Source organism: Sphingomonas sp. Ell38C01 (genome assembly GCF_055231975.1).
This window is the reverse complement of record NZ_JBUYVA010000001.1, coordinates 1,400,909-1,421,276: the sequence shown is the minus strand read 5'-3', so window position 1 is coordinate 1,421,276 and position 20,368 is coordinate 1,400,909. Positions and strand designations below refer to the sequence as shown.

At 69.0% G+C, this 20,368-nt stretch carries 23 protein-coding genes; 9 read left to right on the top strand and 14 right to left on the bottom strand.

Going from position 1 to position 20,368, the window contains the following annotated elements; all coding sequences use genetic code 11:
• Nucleotides 1-45 precede the first annotated feature (45 nt).
• The gene (gene topA / locus ACV7NO_RS06725; RefSeq protein WP_463405238.1) at nt 46-2,652 is read right to left on the bottom strand and encodes a type I DNA topoisomerase; all 2,607 of its coding nucleotides are present in this window, start codon (nt 2,650-2,652) and stop codon (nt 46-48) included.
• 61 nt (nt 2,653-2,713) lie between these two features.
• A complete protein-coding gene (locus ACV7NO_RS06720; protein ID WP_463405237.1) occupies nt 2,714-3,076 on the bottom strand; it encodes a hypothetical protein in 363 nt (120 codons plus the stop codon).
• Between the two features lie 40 nt (nt 3,077-3,116).
• On the opposite strand from ACV7NO_RS06720, the gene ACV7NO_RS06715 reads away from it, so the two are divergent.
• Nucleotides 3,117-3,752: a TMEM175 family protein gene (locus ACV7NO_RS06715; protein WP_463405236.1), complete on the top strand. Its 636-nt coding sequence runs from the start codon at nt 3,117-3,119 to the stop codon at nt 3,750-3,752.
• Here the strand turns inward: ACV7NO_RS06715 and dprA are convergent.
• Nucleotides 3,736-4,836: a DNA-processing protein DprA gene (gene dprA, locus ACV7NO_RS06710; protein ID WP_463405235.1), complete on the bottom strand. Its 1,101-nt coding sequence runs from the start codon at nt 4,834-4,836 to the stop codon at nt 3,736-3,738. The two genes, ACV7NO_RS06715 and dprA, sit on opposite strands and share 17 nt — an antisense overlap.
• Entirely contained in the window at nt 4,837-5,433 is a 597-nt protein-coding gene (gene plsY, locus ACV7NO_RS06705) for a glycerol-3-phosphate 1-O-acyltransferase PlsY (protein WP_463407294.1), read from the bottom strand.
• 114 nt (nt 5,434-5,547) lie between these two features.
• Between plsY and murI the strand changes: the two genes are divergently transcribed.
• Together murI and hemA are read left to right on the top strand one after the other, a co-directional pair.
• Nucleotides 5,548-6,342 carry a glutamate racemase gene (gene murI, locus ACV7NO_RS06700; protein ID WP_463405234.1) on the top strand — a complete coding sequence of 265 codons (795 nt, stop codon included), beginning with the start codon at nt 5,548-5,550 and terminating at the stop codon, nt 6,340-6,342.
• A 139-nt stretch (nt 6,343-6,481) separates the two neighbouring features.
• On the top strand, nt 6,482-7,696 hold the full coding sequence (hemA, locus tag ACV7NO_RS06695) for a 5-aminolevulinate synthase (RefSeq protein WP_463407293.1): 1,215 nt from the start codon (nt 6,482-6,484) through the stop codon (nt 7,694-7,696).
• A 16-nt stretch (nt 7,697-7,712) separates the two neighbouring features.
• On the opposite strand, the gene ACV7NO_RS06690 is transcribed toward hemA, so the two are convergent.
• Both ACV7NO_RS06690 and ACV7NO_RS06685 read right to left on the bottom strand, forming a co-directional pair.
• Complete coding sequence (locus tag ACV7NO_RS06690) at nt 7,713-8,189, bottom strand: DUF3429 domain-containing protein (protein ID WP_463405233.1); 477 nt, start codon at nt 8,187-8,189, stop codon at nt 7,713-7,715.
• A 7-nt stretch (nt 8,190-8,196) separates the two neighbouring features.
• Nucleotides 8,197-8,574, bottom strand: coding sequence for a hypothetical protein (locus ACV7NO_RS06685; RefSeq protein ID WP_463405232.1), 378 nt, complete (start codon nt 8,572-8,574; stop codon nt 8,197-8,199).
• A gap of 151 nt (nt 8,575-8,725) precedes the next feature.
• Here ACV7NO_RS06685 and rpiB point away from each other — a divergent pair, with 151 nt between their 5' ends.
• The 5 genes from rpiB to ACV7NO_RS06660 all read left to right on the top strand — a co-directional run bounded on the left by rpiB (nt 8,726) and on the right by ACV7NO_RS06660 (nt 12,284).
• Nucleotides 8,726-9,166: a ribose 5-phosphate isomerase B gene (rpiB, locus tag ACV7NO_RS06680; RefSeq protein WP_463405231.1), complete on the top strand. Its 441-nt coding sequence runs from the start codon at nt 8,726-8,728 to the stop codon at nt 9,164-9,166.
• Nucleotides 9,163-10,470: a serine hydroxymethyltransferase gene (gene glyA, locus ACV7NO_RS06675; RefSeq protein WP_463405230.1), complete on the top strand. Its 1,308-nt coding sequence runs from the start codon at nt 9,163-9,165 to the stop codon at nt 10,468-10,470. Before rpiB ends, glyA begins: the two co-directional genes overlap by 4 nt.
• 9 nt (nt 10,471-10,479) lie before the next feature.
• Nucleotides 10,480-10,668, top strand: a complete 189-nt coding sequence (locus tag ACV7NO_RS06670) for a hypothetical protein (protein ID WP_463405229.1) — start codon at nt 10,480-10,482, stop codon at nt 10,666-10,668.
• A 1-nt stretch (nt 10,669) separates the two neighbouring features.
• Nucleotides 10,670-11,131 (top strand): transcriptional regulator NrdR, encoded by a 462-nt coding sequence (gene nrdR, locus ACV7NO_RS06665; RefSeq protein WP_463405228.1) that lies wholly within the window; start codon nt 10,670-10,672, stop codon nt 11,129-11,131.
• An 85-nt stretch (nt 11,132-11,216) separates the two neighbouring features.
• A complete protein-coding gene (locus ACV7NO_RS06660) occupies nt 11,217-12,284 on the top strand; it encodes a TrmH family RNA methyltransferase (protein ID WP_463405227.1) in 1,068 nt (355 codons plus the stop codon).
• A 102-nt stretch (nt 12,285-12,386) separates the two neighbouring features.
• Here the strand turns inward: ACV7NO_RS06660 and ACV7NO_RS06655 are convergent, their stop codons facing one another.
• Genes ACV7NO_RS06655 through argH form a run of 5 tightly spaced genes read right to left on the bottom strand, consistent with a single transcriptional unit; the run spans nt 12,387 to nt 17,074 of the window.
• Nucleotides 12,387-13,343, bottom strand: coding sequence for a CorA family divalent cation transporter (locus ACV7NO_RS06655; protein WP_463405226.1), 957 nt, complete (start codon nt 13,341-13,343; stop codon nt 12,387-12,389).
• Nucleotides 13,340-14,203, bottom strand: a complete 864-nt coding sequence (locus tag ACV7NO_RS06650; protein WP_463405225.1) for a precorrin-2 dehydrogenase/sirohydrochlorin ferrochelatase family protein — start codon at nt 14,201-14,203, stop codon at nt 13,340-13,342. Before ACV7NO_RS06650 ends, ACV7NO_RS06655 begins: the two co-directional genes overlap by 4 nt.
• The gene (gene lysA / locus ACV7NO_RS06645; RefSeq protein ID WP_463405224.1) at nt 14,200-15,465 is read right to left on the bottom strand and encodes a diaminopimelate decarboxylase; all 1,266 of its coding nucleotides are present in this window, start codon (nt 15,463-15,465) and stop codon (nt 14,200-14,202) included. Before lysA ends, ACV7NO_RS06650 begins: the two co-directional genes overlap by 4 nt.
• A gap of 8 nt (nt 15,466-15,473) precedes the next feature.
• Nucleotides 15,474-15,710, bottom strand: a complete 237-nt coding sequence (locus ACV7NO_RS06640) for a hypothetical protein (RefSeq protein ID WP_463405223.1) — start codon at nt 15,708-15,710, stop codon at nt 15,474-15,476.
• On the bottom strand, nt 15,707-17,074 hold the full coding sequence (argH, locus tag ACV7NO_RS06635) for an argininosuccinate lyase (protein ID WP_463405222.1): 1,368 nt from the start codon (nt 17,072-17,074) through the stop codon (nt 15,707-15,709). Before argH ends, ACV7NO_RS06640 begins: the two co-directional genes overlap by 4 nt.
• Nucleotides 17,075-17,171: 97 nt before the next feature.
• Here argH and ACV7NO_RS06630 point away from each other — a divergent pair, with 97 nt between their 5' ends.
• Nucleotides 17,172-17,696 (top strand): TlpA family protein disulfide reductase, encoded by a 525-nt coding sequence (locus ACV7NO_RS06630; protein ID WP_463405221.1) that lies wholly within the window; start codon nt 17,172-17,174, stop codon nt 17,694-17,696.
• Between the two features lie 94 nt (nt 17,697-17,790).
• Here ACV7NO_RS06630 and ACV7NO_RS06625 read toward each other — a convergent pair whose 3' ends face one another.
• From ACV7NO_RS06625 to flgH, 3 genes are all read right to left on the bottom strand, one after another.
• Nucleotides 17,791-18,378, bottom strand: a complete 588-nt coding sequence (locus ACV7NO_RS06625) for an NADPH-dependent FMN reductase (RefSeq protein ID WP_463405220.1) — start codon at nt 18,376-18,378, stop codon at nt 17,791-17,793.
• A gap of 145 nt (nt 18,379-18,523) precedes the next feature.
• A complete protein-coding gene (locus ACV7NO_RS06620) occupies nt 18,524-19,399 on the bottom strand; it encodes a flagellin (RefSeq protein ID WP_463405219.1) in 876 nt (291 codons plus the stop codon).
• Between the two features lie 163 nt (nt 19,400-19,562).
• Nucleotides 19,563-20,363, bottom strand: coding sequence for a flagellar basal body L-ring protein FlgH (gene flgH, locus ACV7NO_RS06615; RefSeq protein ID WP_463407292.1), 801 nt, complete (start codon nt 20,361-20,363; stop codon nt 19,563-19,565).
• Nucleotides 20,364-20,368: the final 5 nt, after the last annotated feature.

Below are 20,368 nucleotides of genomic sequence, written 5' to 3'. Positions count from 1 at the left end.
CCGCGGCACGGTGGATCCCGGCCTGCGCCGGGATGACGGAGTGGGTCAGTCGGCCGTTTTCGCCGGCGCCTTTTTCGCAGCGGTCTTTTTCGCAGGCGCCTTCTTGGCCGCCGGCTTCTTCACCGCCACCGCCTTCTCCCCCGCCGCGGCCTTCGGCGCCGCCTTCTTCTTCGCGGGCGCCTTCTTCTTCCCCTTAGCCGGTGCCATCGCCGCACGCGCATCGATCAGCTGCGCGGCCTCTTCCAGCGTCAGTGCATCCTTCTCGATCGTCTTGGGCAACGTCGCATTCGTCGTCCCGTCGGTGACGTACGCGCCGTAGCGCCCCTCCATCAGCCTGATCTCCAGCTCGGTCCGCGGATGCGCGCCCAGCACCTTGAGCGGCGCCTGGCTGCCGCGCGCCGGACGCCCGCCGCCCGCCGCCGCCTCGGCCAGCTTCACCACCGCGGCGTTCATCCCCGTCTCGAACACGTCCGCGGTCGATTGAAGGCGCGCATATTTCCCCGCATGCTGGAGATAGGGACCATAGCGCCCGATCGACGCCTTGATCTCCTCATTCGTCTCGGGATGCGTCCCGATCGTCCGTGGCAGGCTCAGCAGCTTGAGCGCCCACGCAAGGTCCAGCTCGCCCGGCAAGTCCTTGGGGATCGACGCGCGCTTCGCCTCCTTGCCGTCGCCCAGCTGGATATACGGCCCGAACCGCCCCGACTTGCGCTCCACCGGCAAACCGGTCTCGGGATCGGTGCCCAACGTCTCCGGCCCGGTATCCTCCGCCGCCTCGCCACCCGCCTGCGCGAACCGCCGCGTGTACTTGCACTCGGGATAGTTCGAGCACGCGATGAACGCGCCGAACTTGCCGCCGCGCAGCGCCAGCTTGCCCTCCCCGCAATTGGGGCACAGCCGCGGATCGGTGCCGTCACCCTTGTCGGGGAACAGATAGGGCGCGAGGAACACGTCCAGCTCCGCGGTGATCGCGGAGGGCTGCTGTTCCATCACCTCGCTGGTGCGCGGCTTGAAGTCGCGCCAGAACGCCTCGAGCACCGCCTGCCACTCGGCACGCCCGCCCGACACGTCGTCCAGCTCTTCCTCCAGCTCGGCGGTATAGTCGAACCCGACATATTTCTCGAAGAACCGCTCGAGGAACGCGGTCACCAGGCGCCCGCTCTCCTCGGCGAAGAACCGGTTCTTCTCGACGCGGACATAGGCGCGGTCCTTCAGCGTCTTGATGATCGACGCATAGGTCGACGGACGCCCGATCCCCAGCTCCTCCATCCGCTTGACCAGCGACGCCTCGGAGAAGCGCGGCGGCGGCTGGGTGAAGTGCTGTTCGGCATCGACGCTCTTCTTCGCAGGCGCATCGCCCTCGCGCATCCGCGGCAGGCGCCTGGCGTCCTCATCGGCCGAATCGTCCTGACCCTCCTCGTACAGCGCGAGGTAACCGGGGAAGAGTACCACCTGCCCGGTCGCGCGCAGCACCTGCTGCCCGGTGCCGTCCGCCAGCTCCACCGTCGTGCGCTCCATGCGCGCCGACGCCATCTGGCTCGCCAGCGCGCGCTTCCAGACGAGATCGTACAGCCGCGCGTGATCGCCCGAGCCGACCTTGTCGCGCCCGAAATCGGTCGGCCGGATCGCCTCGTGCGCTTCCTGCGCGTTCTTCGCCTTCGACGTGTACATCCGCGGCTTGTCCGGGACATAGCTCGCGTCGTAGCGGTTCGCGACCGCGAGGCGCGCCGCCGAGATCGCGCTGTGATCCATCTGGACGCCGTCGGTCCGCATATAGGTGATCGCGCCATCCTCGTAGAGCTGCTGCGCGATCCGCATCGTGTGGTCCGCGGAAAACCCCAGCTTGCGCGCGGCCTCCTGCTGCAGGGTCGAGGTCGTGAACGGCGGCGGCGGGTTGCGCGTCGCGGGCTTCGTCTCGACCGACTGGACCGAGAAGCGCCCCTCCTCGACCGCGGTCTTCGCGGCCAGCGCATCGCCCTCGTTGCCGATCGACAGGCGGTCGAGCTTCCTGCCCTGCCACTGGACCAGCCGCGCGACGAACGGAGTCCCGTCCTGCTCCAGCGCCGCGGTCACGGACCAGTATTCCTGCGGCCGGAAGACGTCGATCTCGCGCTCGCGCTGGACGATCAGCCGCAGCGCGACCGACTGGACGCGCCCCGCGGACTTGGCGCCGGGCAGCTTGCGCCACAGCACCGGCGACAGCGTGAATCCCACCAGATAGTCGAGCGCACGCCGCGCCCGGTACGCATCGATCAGGTCGTCGTCGAGCGCGCGGGGCGCCTTCATCGCGTCGGTCACCGCCTGCTTGGTGATCGCGTTGAAGGTCACCCGCTGGACGTCCTTGGGCAGCGCCTTGCGCTTGCGCAACACCTCCTGGACATGCCAGCTGATCGCCTCGCCCTCGCGATCGGGATCGGTCGCCAGGATCAGGCGGTCGGCGGTCTTCGACAGGTCGGTGATCGCCTTGAGCTGCTTGGCCTTGTCCGCGTAATTCTCCCACTCCATCGCGAAACCGTCATCGGGGTTCACCGATCCGTCCTTGGGCGGCAGGTCGCGGACATGGCCATAGCTCGCGAGGACGCGATAATCGGAGCCGAGATACTTCTCGATGGTTTTCGCCTTGGCGGGCGATTCGACGATGACGAGTTGCATAAGGGGCTAAATGGTCTCTCTTACGTGTACGCGCGAGGGTGGAGAGGTCGGCGGGGTGGCGTCAAGCTCTCGGCGTTACCCGCCATGCGACAAGGAACCCCGCACCCAGCGCCAGGTCGATCAGTCCGGCCGCCAGCGTCACGCCATCCGCCCGCCCGCCGAACCACAGCAGCAGCACCGGAACACCGAACGCCAGCTTCTCCAGCGCCGCCACCGGCATCAACATGCGATAGCGCGCCGGCGCACCACCGACGATCCAGAACGCGACCTGAAACGCCAGCGCGGTGCCGACGAATCCGTAATGGACCAGTTCGCCCGCCCCCGGCGGCGCCCGGAAATACATTGGCACCAGCGCCAGCACGCCATATGCTGCGGCGCCGCGAAACCACCAGGAAACCCATTTCGGTGTGGACAGCAACGTCATCGCACGGAATGGATGCCGCAGCGACGCCGGGGGGACAAGCGTGACGACGAAGACTGACGACATCGCGGCGCGCCAGTTGGAGCGCATGACGTTCTTTTCGGATGCGGTCTTTGCGATCGCGATGACGCTGCTGGTGATCGAGGTCCGCCTGCCGCACCTGCCGACGGTGAGCGACGGTGCGCTCGGACAGGCGCTGGCGGGGCTCCTTCCCAACTATATCGGGTTCCTCGTCAGCTTCCTCGTCCTCGGCCGGTTCTGGATGGCACACCACAATGTGATGGGCGCGCTCAAGGCCACGAGCCCCCGGCTGGTGCGCACCAACCTGATCCTCCTGCTCGCGGTGGCGTTCATGCCGTTCCCCACCGCGATCATCAGCGAATATGTCGAGCTGCGCGTTGGCATCGGCTTTTACACCGGCTGGCTCGTGGTTCTGGGCTTCGTCAACCACCGGCTGATCGTCGCCGCGTCCGATCCGGTGCTGGCGGAGGACGGCGTCGATCCGGCGCTGTTCGCACGCTATCGCCGCGCCAGCCTCATCCCGCTGCTGATCGGCGGAATCGCGTTCGTGGCCGGAATGGTCGCCCCCGCCTTCGCGCTCGTCGCGCTGGTCGTCGGCGCGCCGCTGATCTCGTGGCTGGTCTGGCGGCGGATCGAACGCGTCACCCCGACAGGCTGACCCGCCCGCCCGCGTGCCGCTCGACCCGGCCGCCCAGTTCGAGCTCGAGCAGCACCATCTGAACGATCGCGGGCGCGACGCCCGACTGGCGGATCACCTCGTCCACCGACACCGGCACCGCGCCCAGCAGCGCGGTCACCACCCGCCGCGCGGCATCGTCCGCCTCTTCCCCCGGCGGCGCGCGCCATCGATCGACCGGGCTGCGCACCGCCCGCGCGTCGATCGGGCGCACCTGTTCGAGGATATCCGCGGCGGACTGAACCAGCATCGCGCCGTCGCGGATCAGCAGGTTGCACCCCTGCGCGCGCGGATCGAGCGGGCTGCCAGGCACCGCCATCACCTCGCGCCCCGCCTCGCCCGCCAGCCTTGCGGTGATGAGCGAGCCCGACTTCGGCACCGCCTCCACCACCACCGTCCCCAGCGACACGCCTGCGATGACGCGGTTGCGATACGGGAAGTGCCGCGCGATCGGCTCGGTCCCCGGCGGATGCTCCGCGATCAGCAGGCCGCGCATCGCGATATCCTCCTGAAGCTCGGCATTCTCGCGCAAATACACCACGTCGATCCCGCCCGCGATCACCGCGACCGTCCCGCCTTCCAGCGCCCCGGCATGCGCCGCGGTATCGATCCCGCGCGCCAGCCCGGAGACGACGCTCGCCCCGCCCTGCGCCAGGTCATAGGCCAGCGTCCGCGCGAACCGGCACGCCGCCGCCGACGCGTTGCGCGCACCCACCATCGCGATGCACGGCCGCCGCAGCAATGCGAGGTCGCCACGATACGTCACCACCACCGGCGCATTCTCCAGCTCCGCCAGCAGCGGAGGATAGGCCGCATCGTCGAGGAACAGATACTGCGCGCCCGCCTTCGCGACCGCCGCCTGCTCGCGCCGGATCGTCGCCACCTCGGGGATCCGCGGCGCTGCGCCGCCCCCGCGCGACGCCAGCATCGGCAACGCCGCGAGCGCCGCCTCCGCCGAACCGAACCGCGCGATCAGCTGTCGATAGGTCACCGGGCCGACCTTGGGCGTACGGATCAACCGCAGCCGCGCGGTCGCCGGATCGCCCCCGGACTCGACACCGTCCACTCAGGCGGTCCCGGTCGTCTTGCCGCGCCCCACCCTGGGCTCGGTGCCGTCGACCAGCCGCGCGATGTTGGCGCGGTGGTTCCACAGCACGATCACCGCCAGCGCGATCAGCAGCGGCACGATATCGAACCGCCCGATCGCCGCCGCCGCGACCGGCGCCGCGACCGCCGCCGCCATCCCGGACAGCGAGGAAATCCGCATCGCCGCCAGCAGCCCCAGCCACACGACCGCATAGACCAGCCCCACCACCGGCGCGAGCGCCAGCGCGATCCCCATCAGCGTCGCGACGCCCTTGCCGCCGCGGAACTTGAGCCACACCGGGAAGCAATGCCCGACGAACGCGCCCGCCGCCGCCAGCTGCGCGTCACCCGGGAACAGCCACGCGACCAGCCACACCGCCGCCGCACCCTTGAGCAGGTCGAGCAGCAGAGTCGCCGCCGCCAGCCCCTTGCGCCCGGTGCGCAGCACGTTCGTCGCGCCGATATTGCCCGATCCGATCGTCCGCAGGTCCCCCGCACCGAACGCCCGCGTCAGGATCACCCCGAACGGGATCGAACCGAGCAGATAGCCCAGCAGCAGCGCCGCGACGGGTGGCATCCAGATGACTTCGGTCGGCACGATAGAACCCCTTATGTTCCTGTGTTAGCCGATCGCCCGGCGCGATGCCACCGACCTGTATCAAGTCGCACGCACCCGCTATGCGCCCCGACGATGACCGATACGCGACCGATCCTGTTTTTCGATTCGGGCGTCGGCGGGCTCTCGATCGCCGGACCCGCGCGCGCCGCGCTGCCGGATGCGCGGTTCGTCTACGCCGCCGATTCGGCCGGCTTCCCCTATGGCACGCGCAGCGAGGCGGAGATCGCCGCGCGCGTTCCCGCGCTGCTCGGTCGCCTCGCCGAACGCTATCGCCCGCGGCTCATCGTGATCGCGTGCAACACCGCCTCGACGATCGCACTCGGTGCGGTCCGCGCTGCGCTAGACCTGCCCGTCGTCGGCACCGTCCCCGCGATCAGGCCCGCCGCCGCGCTCAGCATCACGCGCACGATCGGCGTGCTCGGCACCGACGCGACGGTGCGGCAGGCCTATGTCACCGATCTCGCGACCCGCTTCGCCGCCGACTGCCGCGTGATCCGCCACGGCTCCGCCGCGCTTGTCGAGCTCGCCGAGGCGAAGCTGCGCGGCGAGGCGCCTCCGCCGTCCGCGTTCCGGGAAGCGATCGCGGGGCTCTTCGCGCAGCCCGGCGGCGACGCGATCGACGTCGTCGTCAACGCCTGCACCCATTTCCCGCTCGTCGCCGAAGAACTGGCGCAGGCCGCTCCCCATCCGTTGCGCTTCGTCGATGGCGGCCCCGGCATCGCCCGCCGGATCGCCCACCTGACCGAAGGGCAGGACTTCGCCCGCGGCGGCGACGACCTCGCGGTCTTCACCCGCCGCGACTCGCGCACCGATGCGCTCGCCCCCGCACTCGCCGCGCGCGGCTTCGCCCGGATCGAGGCCCTTTGAACGACCGCGTCGATCACACTGTCCCCGCAAATCCACTGGAAAAGCGCTTTCCGAGCGCGTAAGCGCATCCCCCATGAGCATCGAGGGCATCGAGGGCGCAGCCGCCCGCGGCGTGGTCACCTCTCCGGGCGTACCCGGCGTGGATTACTCCCGTGTCTTCACGCAGGCGATCGATCGCCTCCATGCCGAGGGGCGCTACCGCGTCTTCATCGACATCCTGCGCAACAAGGGTGCCTTTCCCAGCGCGCGCTGCTTCGCGGGGCACAACGGGCCGAAGCCCGTCACCGTCTGGTGTTCGAACGACTATCTCGCGATGGGCCAGCACCCCAAGGTGATCGCGGCGATGGAGGAAGCGCTGCACGACGTCGGCGCCGGCTCGGGCGGCACGCGCAACATCGGTGGCAACACGCATTACCATGTCGATCTGGAGGCCGAACTCGCCGATCTCCACGGCAAGGACGCCGCGCTGATCTTCACCTCGGGCTATGTCTCGAACGACGCCACGCTGTCGACGATCGCGAAGATCCTGCCCGGATGCGTCATCTTCTCGGACGAACTCAATCACGCGTCGATGATCGCCGGCATTCGCCATTCGGGCTGCGAGAAGCGCGTCTTCCGCCACAACGATCTTGCGCATCTCGAGGAACTGCTCGCCGCGGAGGACCCGATGGTCCCCAAGCTGATCGCGTTCGAGAGCGTCTATTCGATGGAGGGCGACGTCGCCCCGATCGCGGCGATCTGCGACCTCGCCGACACGTACAACGCGCTGACCTATCTCGACGAGGTCCACGCGGTCGGCATGTACGGCGCGCGCGGCGGCGGCATCTCGGAGGCGCACGGCGTCGCGGACCGGGTGACGATCATCGAGGGCACGCTCGGCAAGGCGTTCGGCGTGATGGGCGGCTATATCGCCACCGACCGGATGATCGTCGACGTGATCCGCAGCTATGCGCCCGGCTTCATCTTCACCACCTCGCTCTCCCCCGTCCTCGTCGCGGGCGTGCTGGCGAGCGTGCGCCACCTCAAGGGCTCCACTGCCGAGCGTGACGGGCAGCAGGCCGCCGCCGCGATGCTCAAGGCGATGATGCGCGACGCCGGCCTGCCGGTGATGATCGGCGAGACGCATATCGTGCCGCTGATGGTCGGCGATCCGGTCAAGGCCAAGAAGATCAGCGACATCCTGCTCGCCGAATACGGCGTCTACGTCCAGCCGATCAACTACCCGACCGTGCCGCGCGGCACCGAACGCCTGCGCTTCACCCCCGGCCCGGCCCACACCGAGCCGATGATGCGCGAACTGACTCAGGCGCTGGTCGAGATCTGGGACCGGCTGGAACTGCGCAAGGCCGCCTGACCACGCACGTCCAAGCCTAATTCGAATATACCAGGCTCACCGCATGCGGCGCCAGCACGCCCGCCAGGATCGTCATCGATCCGAGCCCCAGCGACAACGGCACCCTAAGGCTCATCCACCCCGCCGGCGCCATGCCGTCGCGCACCAGCTGCCGGTCGACCAGCAGCGTCAGGATCACCACCGACCCCAGCAGCACGAGCGACCACCCGCACGACAGCCCCATCACCCGCGCGATCATGGCCGCGAACCCGACCAGCGTCGGCACGACGGCGATCGCGGCCAGCCGCGGCTGCGGCGTCGTCACCCGCATCGCGAGACCCCACCACGCGCCGCCGATGAAGCTCAGGATGACGACCGCATAGCCGAATGCCAGCAGCGCGCCGAGCGCCCCGTCGATCCCGGTCGCGATGACGAGCAGGGTGAATAGCTGCGGCAGCAGTCCCGCAAACCCCAGCAGACGGGCGGCCGCGGAAATCTCCAGCTCCTCGCTCATGCCCGCGTCATCCGCGGCAATAGCCTTCGCCGGGCGCGACCGTCAGGCAGTCGCGCTTGTCGGCCAGATATTTCAGCCCGGTGGCCGCGCCGTCGGTCGGCTTCAGCGTCAGTGTCTTGCCGTCTCGATCGAATGCGATCCCGTCCGCCGTCGCGCGACCGGTCACGGACTGCTTGTGATCGAGGTCGTATTGCATTTCGAGCGCATAACCCCCCGCCGCCGGCGACACGACGAGGTACATCCCCTCGACACCGATCCACCGGCCCGAGAGATCGCGCGCCGCCGATGTGGCCGGAACCGGGGCGGGCGCGACAACGGTTTCGTTCTGCGTTGCCGGCACTGTCCCCACCGGCCCGCATGCCGCCAGCAATGCGCCCGAAGCCATCACGAAAAATCCTACTCGCCGCACGCCGATCTCCCGGATTGACCCATGTTAACCGCCAGCGCTGTCGGACGTTCCCATATCGCTGTGGCAATCGTGCCGATGCGTCGCTAAAGGCTGCGGCGTCCCGGTCATCCCGTCAGGAGCGCCCGACTTGCGCATCGCTATCGCGTCCGATCACGCCGCCGTCGACTTGAAGACCGCGCTTGCCGCGTGGCTGCGCGATTCGGGGCAAGACGTGCTCGATCTCGGCACCGACGGCACCGCGAGCGTCGATTATCCCGATTACGGCTTCAAGCTCGCCGCCGCGCTCGCGGACGGCAGCGCCGATCGCGGCATCGCGCTGTGCGGCTCCGGCATCGGCATCTCGATCGCGGCGAACCGCAACCCCGCCTGCCGCTGCGCGCTCGTGTCCGAGCCGCTCTCCGCCGCGCTCGCCCGCACCCACAACGACGCGAACGCGATCGCGATGGGCGCGCGCATCATCGGGGTCGAAATGGCCCGCGCCTGCATCACCGCGTTCCTCGACACGCCGTTCGAGGGCGGCCGCCACCAACACCGCGTCGACAAGCTAATCACGAAAGTCCCCGCATGAGCACCCAGCCCGCCACCCTCCACGACGTCCAGCCCGACGGTTTCTTCACCCGCAGTCTTGCGGACGCGGACCCCGCGATCTTCGCCGGCGTCGCGCACGAACTGGAACGCGAGCAGACCCAGATCGAGCTGATCGCCAGCGAGAACATCGTCTCGAAGGCGGTACTGGAGGCGCAGGGCAGCGTGTTCACGAACAAATATGCCGAGGGCTACCCCGGCAAGCGCTATTACCAGGGCTGCCACCCCTCCGACGAGGTCGAGACGCTCGCGATCGATCGTGCAAAGGCGATCTTCGGGTGCGGATTCGTCAACGTCCAGCCGCATTCGGGCGCACAGGCCAACGGCGCGGTGATGCTCGCGCTGGTCAAGCCGGGCGAGACGATCCTCGGCATGAGCCTCGACGCGGGCGGCCACCTAACGCACGGCGCGCGCGCCGCGATGTCGGGCAAGTGGTTCAACGCCGTCCAGTACGGCGTCGACGCCACCACGCACCTGATCGACTACGATCAGGTCGAGGCGCTCGCGATCGAACACAAGCCGAAACTCATCATCGCGGGCGGCAGCGCCTATCCGCGCGTCATCGATTTCGCGAAGTTCCGCGCGATCGCGGACAAGGTCGGCGCGTATTTCATGGTCGACATGGCGCACTTCGCGGGCATCGTCGCCGCCGGGCTCCACCCCACCCCTTTCGGCCACGCGCACGTCGTCACCACCACCACGCACAAGACGCTGCGCGGCCCGCGCGGCGGCATGATCCTGACCGACGACGAGGCGATCGCCAAGAAGATCAACTCGGCGGTCTTCCCCGGCCTTCAGGGCGGTCCCCTCATGCACGTCATCGCCGCCAAGGCGGTCGCGTTCGGCGAGGCGCTCGAGCCCGGCTACAAGAGCTACATCGCCGCGGTGGTCGAGAACGCCAAGATGCTCGCCGCCACGCTCAAGGAACGCGGCGCGGAGATCGTCTCGGGCGGCACCGACACGCATCTCGCGCTCGTCGATCTCACCCCACTCGGCATCACGGGCAAGGACGCGGACGAGGCGTTGGAGCGGGCGGGCATCACCTGCAACAAGAACGGCATCCCCAACGATCCGCTCCCCCCGGTCAAGACCAGCGGCATCCGCGTCGGCACCCCCGCCGGCACCACGCGCGGCTTCGGCACCGCGGAGTTCCGCGAGATCGGCAACATGGTCGCCGACGTTCTCGACGGCCTCGCGAAGAACGGCGAGCAGGGCGACGCGCAGATCGAGGCGAATGTCCGGGAACGAGTTCGCGCGCTGTGCGCTCGGTTCCCGATCTATTCCTGAGGAGCGACCATGTCAGACATCGATTCGAAGATCGGCGAAGTGCAAGCCAACGTGAAGGGCACCCCCGGGCTCGGCAAGAGCATGGCGAAATGGGGCGCGCTGGGCGCCGTCGTCGCGATCCCGATCCCCTTCGTCGGCCCGCTGATCGGCGCCGCCGCGGGTGCCGCCTACGCCTACAGCAAGAGGAACAAGCTCTAACGTGCGTTGCCCGTTCTGCGGCCATGAAGACAGCCAGGTCAAAGACAGCCGCCCCACCGAAGACGGGGCGGCGATCCGTCGGCGGCGCCAGTGCGAAGGCTGCGCGGCGCGCTTCACGACGTTCGAACGGATCCAGTTGCGCGACCTGACGGTCGTGAAGAGCGAGGACCGCAAGGAGCCGTTCGAACGCGACAAGCTCCTCCGCTCGATCGCGATCGCCACCCGAAAGCGCCCGATCGACCCGGTCCGCGTCGAAAAGCTCGTCAGCGGCATCCAGCGCCAGCTCGAGACGCTGGGCGAGGCGGAAATTTCGTCGAAGCGTATTGGCGAACTGGTAATGGACGGCCTGAAGGCGCTCGATTCGGTCGCCTATATCCGCTTCGCCAGCGTCTATCGCGATTTCAGCGAGGCGAAGGATTTCGAGGCGTTCGCAGGGACGGTGGAGGAAGCTGGGCGGGGGTGAATACCGTATTTTGTCTTCCCCCCACCGTTCGTCCTGAGTAGCGGCTGAGCGAAGTCGAAGACGCGTATCGAAGGACCCGCCCGCCTTGTCGTTCCACGCCTACCTCCTGCGCTGTGCCGACGGCAGCTACTATGCCGGCCACACTGACGGGCTCGAACGCCGGATCGCCCAGCACGAAATCGGCGCGATCGAAGGCTACACCAGCACCCGCCTTCCCGTTACGCTCGTCTGGTCGCAGGACTTTCCGACCCGCGCCGAGGCAATCGCCGCGGAACAGCAAATCAAGGGCTGGACCCGAGCGAAGAAGGAAGCGCTCATCGCGGGAAACTGGGACGCCGTCCGGCAACTCGCGCGCAAGTCCTTCGATATGGGTCTTCGACAAGCTCAGCCCCTACTCAGGACGAACGGGGATGAGAACGAGGCCGGCGGAAAGCGCGCGAGCCACCCCGTCATCGTCCTCGTCCGCCCCCAGCTCGCCGAGAACATCGGCAAGGCCGCGCGCGCGATGCTCAATTTCGGGCTCACCGAACTCCGCCTCGTCGCCCCGCGCGACGGCTGGCCCAATCCCGCCGCCGGCCCCGCCTCATCGGGTGCAGACGTCGTCCTGCGCGAGGCGAAGCTCTACGAGACGCTCGCGGACGCCGTCGCCGACTGCGAGCATGTCTACGCCACCACCGTCCGCAAGCGCGGCATCACCAAGCCCGTCGTCACCCCCGAGATCGCCGCACGGGAGATCCACGCCGCCCCCGGCCGCTCCGCGATCCTGTTCGGCCCCGAACGCTCGGGGCTGGAAACCGACGACGTCGCGGTCGCACGCACCATCATCACCGTGCCGATCAACCCGGAGTTCGGCAGCCTCAACCTCGCGCAGGCGGTGATCCTCGTCGCGTACGAATGGTCGAAGCACCAGTCGCTCGCCAGCCCGCCGACGGTCGACCTGCCGCTCCCCGCACCGCAATCGGAGCTGGACGGGATGATCGCGCAGCTCGACGGCATGCTCGAGCGCGCCGGCTTCTTCTTCCCGCCCGCCAAGACCGAGGCGACGAAGCGCACGCTGCGCACGCTCCTCACCAAGCCCGGCTGGTCGAGCCAGGAAGTCCGCACGATGCGCGGCGTGCTGTCGGCGTTCGCGGAGAAGAAACCGCGGGGGTAAAGCCCGAGCTCGTCACCCCAGCGAAAGCCGGGGTTTCTCTCCTCTGCGCGCAACGACCCGCTGCCCCCGATCCCGGCCTTCGCTGGGATGACAAAGCCTGCCTCAATTCCCCCGCAACCAGTGCCGCCGCACGAAATACACCACGATTCCCACCGCGATCACCGCGCACGCCCCTGCGATCGCGTCGAACGCCCAGGGCTCCTCCGCGAACGGCAGCCCCTTCACGTTCATCCCGTACAGCCCGGTCAGGAAGGTCAGCGGCAGGAACACCATCGCCGCGATCGCGATGATGAGGCTGCGCGAATCGAGCTGTTCCGCGCGCAGGTCGGTCAGCGCCTCGTGCATCAGGCTGGAGCGTTCGCGGATCGCCTCCAGTTCCTCCGCCATCCGCGCCGCGCGGTCCGCGGCGGCGCGCAGGTGCGCGCGGTCGTCGTCGCCCAGCCAGTCGCCGGGCAGTTCCGCCAGCCGTTCCAGCGCGGTCCGCTGCGGCGACAGGAAGCGGCGATAGCCGATCGCGGCGACGCGCACCCCCGTCACCGCGCGGCGATGCTCGAAGACGTGATCGGTATCCAGCGTCTGCTCGCAATCGTCGAGCCGGTCGCCCAGCGCCGCCACCTCGGGATCGAGATCGCTCGTGATCGCGGTCGCGTATTCGGTGATGAGGTCACCCGGATCCTGGATCCGCCCCTCGCCGATCGCCTTCTCCACCGCATCGGTCGCCAGCAAGTGCTTGCGCGTGACCGAGATCACCCGCCCCTTCGACGCGAAGATCCGCACCGAGGCCAACATGTCCGACGAATCGAGTTCCTCCTCGGTCCGCCCGCGCAGGTTCAGGAACGCGCCGTCCGCCATCGCCTCGCACCGCGGCCGCGTCTCGCTCGCGGTCAGCGCCTCGAGCAGATAGTCGAGCAGCGCGGCATCCTCGCGCAGCCATGCCTGCGCATGCTCCGCGGTGGTCGACAGGTGCACCCAGACGAAGTCGGCATTGCAGGTCAGCGCCTCGCGCACCCCTACCTTCTCGCCCTTGCCCCCGGTGATCCGGTATCCGAAGCCGCTCATGCCATCTCCACGAACAGGGTGAGGCCCTCCCCGGCGTGTGGGGCCACCTCACAACATTCGCGCGCGGCATCGGCACGCGCGCGATCGAGGATGGCGGGCGGAACGTCGGCGCGATGACACACGCGATCCGCGTTCGCGAGCAACCGCGCCTGTCGCAGCGTGAGGTCGTCCGGGTCTGGGGACACGAGCACAAGACGCATCACGCCAGCCTGTGCTCGTTCCCTCTCCTCCGTTCGTCCTGAGCCTGTCGAAGGGCGCTCTCCGCCTGTCTCAGTCGCCGCCTCCGCAAAGCCCGGGCCGCCCTTCGACAAGCTCAGGGCGGACGGGACGGAGGACGGATCCTGCTCCACCAGCAGATCCAGCACGCCCCCCGCGCGCATTGCCTCCGCCAAAGCCCGCCGCCGCGCTGCGCCATCCGGATACCGCGCCTTCAACGCCACCCGCGCTGTGAACAGCCCGTCCGCGACGTGCCCCAGCCCCGCCGGCAATATCGCCTCCAGCCGCTGCCGCAGCGCCGCTGCCAGCCCCGCGGACACCCCGCCCGTCCCGATCGCGACCAGCACCGGCGCCCGGTCGACGATCGCGGGCAGAGTGAAATCGCACAAGGCAGGCCGGTCGACCGCGTTGACCAGCACGCCGCGCGCCTTCAGCCGCGCCACCGCCGCCCCGGCCTCGCCCTCATCCTCGACCGCGACGATTGCCAGCGCGGCTTCGGCCTGCTCCCCGACCACCACCGCGCCCGCGCGCTCCAGCAACCGCCGCTTCGCATCCGCCGCCTCGCCCTCGCCGACGAGGATCACCGCGCGGCCCTGCAACCGGACGAACAGCGGCAGGCTGTGCAAGCGATCGGGGAGCGTCACAGCCAGTCGGGCACGCGCTCGGCCGCAGCCACCGTCTCGGGCGCGATCCGGTCCGCCACCACCGCGAAACGATCGCCGTCCACCAGCACCTCGGGCACCAGCGCGCGGCTGTTGTAGGTCGACGCCATCGTCGCGCCGTAGGCGCCCGCCGACCGCAACACCGCAAGGTCGCCGCGCGCGACCACCCCGATCTCGCGCCCCATCGCGAACGTGTCGCCGCTCTCGCACACCGGCCCGGCGATATTGGCGAGCATCGTCGCCTCGGTCGCGACGACCGGCTCGAAATCGTGCCACGCATCGTAGAGCGCCGGCCGCGCGAGGTCGTTCATCGCCGCGTCGACGATCACATAGGGGTTCACCGCCCCCGGCTTCACCCAGATCACCTTGGTCAGCAGCACGCCCGCATTCGCCGAGATCAGCCGCCCCGGCTCGAACATCAGCTCGACATCCCAGCCCCGCGTCACCTCGGCGACCATTGCGCCGTACTCCGCGCACGACGGAAAGACGTCGCCCACCCGGTACGGCACGCCGAGGCCGCCGCCCAGGTCGACATGCGTGATCGCGTGCCCCGCCCCGCGCAACTCGGCGACGAGCGCGCCCACCCGCGCATAGGCCGCACGCAGCGGCGCGAGATCCGAAAGCTGGCTCCCGATATGGATCGCCACGCCGCGCAGGTTCAGGCCGGGCAGCTTCGCCAGCCGGTCGAACATCGCAGGCGCCTGGTCGATCGCGACGCCGAACTTGTTCTCCTTCTTGCCGGTCGAGATCTTGGCGTGCGTCCCCGCATCGACGTCCGGGTTCACGCGCAACACTGCCGGCGCGCGCCGCCCCCGCGCGACCGCCAGCGCGGAGAGCACCTCGCCCTCCTCCTCCAGCTCCATGTTGAACTGGCCGATGCCGACGTCGAGCGCGTAGGACAGCTCGCCCTCGGTCTTGCCGACGCCCGAGAACACCACGTCCTTCGCCGCGATCCCGCCCGCCAGCGCGCGCGCCAGTTCGCCCCCGGAGACGACGTCGGCGCCATAGCCCTCCGCCGCCATCAGCTTCAGCACCGCAAGGTTCGGGTTCGCCTTGATCGCATAGGCGAGATGCACCTTGCCCGCTCCCGCCAGCCCGTCGCGGAAGGCGCGCGCCTGCGCACGGAACATCGCGGCGGAATAGACATAGACGGGCGTCGCGACCGTGTCGGCGATGGCAGCGAGCGCGACGTCCTCGCAATGGAGCGCGCCACCCTTGTGCGTAAACATATCGGTTCCGGTCATGGTGCCATTCATCTGGGGGGCAGGTCGAACTCGTCGGACCGACGCTGCGAGGAATTGGTCAGCACTTCGTCGCTGCGAGAAGGGCGGGCCTGTACGGACGCGCGCAGCAGGTCGTCCGGCGTAGGCGTCGCGGTCGCGCCATAGGGGGCGACCGGCAGCGTCTCGCCTTTGGCAGGCATCAGCTTGCCCGCCGATCCGCAACCCGCGAGCGCCAACGCGCTTGCCACGACCAAAAGCCGCTTCATCGCCGTTCCTCCCGCGCCGCCGAGATCGCCGCGCGCACATTGGCGGGCGCGGTGCCGCCGAAGCTCGTCCGGCTCGCCACCGACGCATCGACCGACAGCACCGAATAGACCCGCTCGTCGATCCGCGCGTCGATCGCGCGCAGCGTCGCGATCGGCAGCTGGTCGAGCTTCACGCCCGCGGCCTCCGCCGCCGCGACCGCACGGCCCGTGATATGATGCGCCTCGCGGAACGGGACCCCGCCTTCACGTACCAGCCAATCCGCCAGATCGGTCGCGGTCGCGAAGCCGCTCTCCGCCAGCCCGCGCATCCGGTCGGTCCGGAACGTCGCGCTCTCGATCATCCCCGTCATCGCCGCGATCGACAGCGCGAGCAGGTCGTGCGCCTCGAACACCGGCGGCTTGTCGTCCTGCATGTCCTTCGAATAGGCGAGCGGCAGGCCCTTCATCGTCACCATCAGGCTGACGAGGCACCCCGTGATCCGCCCGCTATGCCCACGCACCAGTTCTGCGGCATCGGGATTGCGCTTCTGCGGCATGATCGAGCTGCCCGTCGACCACTGGTCGCTCAGCGCCACGAACCCGAACGGCTGCGACGCCCACAGCACGAACTCTTCCGCCAGCCGGCTGAGGTGCAGCGAGCATTGCGCCGCCGCCATCAGGTAATCGATCGCAAAATCCCGGTCGCTCACTGCATCGAGCGAGTTGCGCGTCGGCGCATCGAACCCGAGCGCGGTCGCGGTCGCTTCACGGTCGATCGGAAACCCGGTTCCCGCCAGCGCCGCCGACCCCAGCGGGCACAGGTTCGCCCGCGCGCGATTGTCGGCGAACCGCGAGACGTCGCGCCGCGTCATCTCGAAATACGCCATCAGGTGATGCCCCAGCGTCACCGGCTGCGCGCTCTGGAGGTGCGTGAAACCCGGCATCACGCTGTCTGCATGCTCCTCCGCACGCCCCAGCAGAGCCTCCTGCAACGCCGCCAACGCCGCCAGCACCTGGTCGGTCGCATCGCGCACCCACAGCCGGAAATCGGTCGCAACCTGATCGTTCCGCGACCGCGCGGTGTGCAGCCGCCCGGCCACTGGACCGATCGCGTCGGCCAGCCGCGCCTCGGTCTGCATGTGGATGTCCTCGAGCGCCATGTCCTCGGCGACGCCGTGTTCGGCATAATGCGCCGCGACGGTCTCGAGTCCCGCCGCGATCGCCGCGCCGTCGTTAGCCGACACGATCCCCCGATCGGCGAGCATCACGACATGCGCCTTGCTGCCCGCGACGTCCTGCCTCCACATTCGCTTGTCGAAGGGAATCGAGGCGTTTATCTCGCGCATCACCGCGGCGGGTCCTTCGGCGAAGCGCCCGCCCCACATTGCATTCGAGGTGCCGTCGATGTCGTCCCGGTCGGGAATTGCCGTTCTCCTCGTCGCGGCCCTGGCGGCCGCGGGCTGCGATAGGAAATCGCCGGCTGTGGAGCAAGCGAACACGCAGTCCGCGCCCGCCACGGATGAGGTGACGGCGGACGAGGCCCCCGCCGCACCCGCCGCCGCCCCGGCCGGCAAGGTCGATCGCACCCACAAGGGCGAGCCAGCGCCAGCGCTCGCGTTCGAGGCGCCCGACGGCAAGCCGACCACGCTCGCCGCGTTCAAGGGCAAGCCCGTCCTCCTCAACCTGTGGGCGACGTGGTGCGCGCCATGCGTCAAGGAGATGCCGACGCTCGATACCGCAGCCGCCGCGCTGGGCGACCGCGTCGCGGTGCTGACGGTCGCGCAGGATCTCGACGGGCGCGACAAGGTGGCGGCATTCTTCGCGAAAGCGAAGTTCGCGCACCTCAAGCCGTGGCTCGATCCCAAGGCCGCGCTCAGCCTGTCCTATCAGGCGAACCTGCCGACCACGATCCTCTACGACGCAGGCGGCAAGGAACTCTGGCGCGTGTCTGGCGAGATGGACTGGTCCGGCCCCGAGGCGCAGGCGCTGCTCGCCGAAGCGCGCTGATTTTCTCTAGACGTCATCCCGGCGAAAGCCGGGATCTCTCTCGGCAGGCGCGCCGGCCCCGAGCCGGCGAACCGCGAGCGTGGGTGAGGCTGCTCTAATACGGCACCGCCCCCCGCGCCCGCTGCACCTTCGCCGCCTCGGCCCACCACGCCAGATCGTCCGCGAACCGCCCGAACGCGCGCTCCAGCGACTCGCCTGCCTTGCCGATCGGCTGCGCATCGGCGTCGAGCGTCGCGCCGATCGGGCCGACCGTGATCGTGCTGGAGATCACCGGCATCCCCATTTCGGGCAGGATCGCGTGCCACATACTGTTGCTCAGCGCGCCCGACAGCCGCCCCGCCGAATAGCTCGCGATCGCCGCCGGCCGCCAGAACCACTCCTCCAGGAAATGATCGGTCAGGTTCTTCAGCCCCGGCTGGATGCCCCAGTTATACTCGCCGACCACGAACAGGAACGCGTCCGCCGCGCGGATCTTCGCCGCCAGCGTCTCCATTGCGGGCGGCGCGGTGCCGGGGTCGTATTCCTTGTACATCCGGTCGAGCATCGGCAGCCCGATCGCCTTCGCGTCGATCAGCTCGGCCTCGTCCCCGCGCGCGACGAGCCGGTCGGTCAGATAGCGCGCCAGCCGGATTCCCATGCGATCCGACCGGTACGATCCATAGAGGACGAGAATGTTGGACATGCCCACATCATGCCGCGCACGATCGCGCAGGGATAGAGCCCTGGTCGCGCGCGCGAACCAAAAAAGACCGGGAGGGGCTTTCGCCTCTCCCGGCCCGATGCGGCGCCGTCACGGTTTGGGGAACGCTTCGGCGCCGCCCTTACGCTTAACGGAACAGCGAGGTGATCGTCTGCGGCGCCTGGTTGGCGATCGACAGTGCCTGCACGCCCAGCTGCTGCTTGACCTGCAGGGCCTGGAGCTTCGCGGACTCCTTGGCCAGATCCGCATCGACGAGATTGCCGATGCCTGCCTCGACGGTATCGGACAGCTTGCTCGTGAACGCCACCTGCGCGTCGATCTTGCGCGAGGCGGAACCCAGCCCGGCTACCTTGGTCGACAGCGATGCGCTGAACGTGTCCAGCGTATCCACCATCTTCGCGGCCTTCGCCGCCGTGTCGACTTCGGAGTTGGCGCCGAGTGCGCCGGTGGTCGGTCCCGTCGACGCCGTTTCCGACGCCGGCAGGTCGAGACCCAGGTTCGCCACGTTCAGCGTATCCGGGGTATAGCTGCCCGAGCTTGCCGTGCTCGAGAGCGACTGGAGCGCGCTGACCGTCCCGCCGCCGGTCTTCAACAGGTTGGTCCCGTTGAATTCCGACGAGTTGACGATCGTCGTGATCTGGTCGCGCAGCGCCTTGAAGTCGTTGTTGAAGACGGCCCGTGCCTCGGTCGTCTGACCGGAGTCCGCAGCCTGCTTCGCCAGCGTCTTCATCTGGTTGACGACGTCGGAGATCTGCTCCGCGCCGGCCACCGCGACGTCGGTGACGCTCTTCGCCCGGCTGAGCGAGGAACTCACCGCCTTGAGGCCACCCAGATCCCCGCGAAGGTCCTGGGCGATCGCATAGGTCGCCGAGTCGTCCTTGGTCGAACTCACGTTCAGGCCGGTGTTGATCCGGCTCTGGACGGTCGAAAGACCCTTTGCAGTGGCGTTGAGCGACTGGAGAGCCGCCATGGCGCCGGTATTGGTGTTGACCGAAAAGCCCATGATAGTGTCCTTCTGGATGAAAGCGGGCGCTTCTGCGCCCACGGGGCCGATCGTCGGCCCCGGCGACCGGCCGCGAACGCGACTGGTCCTGCATCATGGGAAGGAAAGCGTCGCTCCGGACGGTGCGGGCGGAATAATCGTGGCTAACCGGTCGTTTACCATCTCAGAACGGGAACAGCGCGTCATAGATCTGCTGCCCCCAGCGCGCCTGCTGCGCCTGCGTCAGCTGGCCGCGCCCGCCATAGCTGATCCGCGCCTCCGCGATCTGCGTATGGCGGATCGAATTGTCGCGCGCGATGTCCTGCGGGCGGACAATCCCGGTCACGATCAGCTCGCGCAGCTCGTAGTTGACGCGGATCTCCTGCCGCCCCCGGATCACCAGATTGCCGTTGGGCAGCAGGCCGGTGACGATCGCGGACATCGTCATGTTGATCGTCTCGCTGCGGCTGATCGTGCCGCTGCCCGCGTAGTTGGACTTGGTGTCCGCCGCCGCCAGCTTCGTCGGGTCGACGCTCTTGGGCAGCAGCTTCTCCAACCCCAGCAGCGCGGAGACGCCCGCGCTTTCCGATCCGCCGCGCGTCCGCGCGGTCGAATTGCCGAGATCCGCCTTGTCCGCGACATTGATCTTCACCGTCAGGATGTCGCCCGTCCGCGCTGCGCGCTGGTCGCCCAGGAACGCGCCCGCGCCCGCCCGGAACAGCGAGGCGGTGGGCGGCGTCGCCGCACGCGGGGGCGGCGGGGTCGCGATGTCGGCGGGGTTCGCGGGCGCGCCGCCCTGCCGGTACGCGGCGCCCGATCGCCCGATGGAGTCCTCCACCCAGGGCGCATCGCTCGAATCGACCGCGCTCATCGGCGGCGCCTTGCCGACCTGCTTCAGCCGGCCGACCGCGCCGCACCCGGACAACAGCACCGCCGACGACAGCAGCGCGAAGAGGGGACCCCGCTTCACCAGATGATCCTTCATGGCCC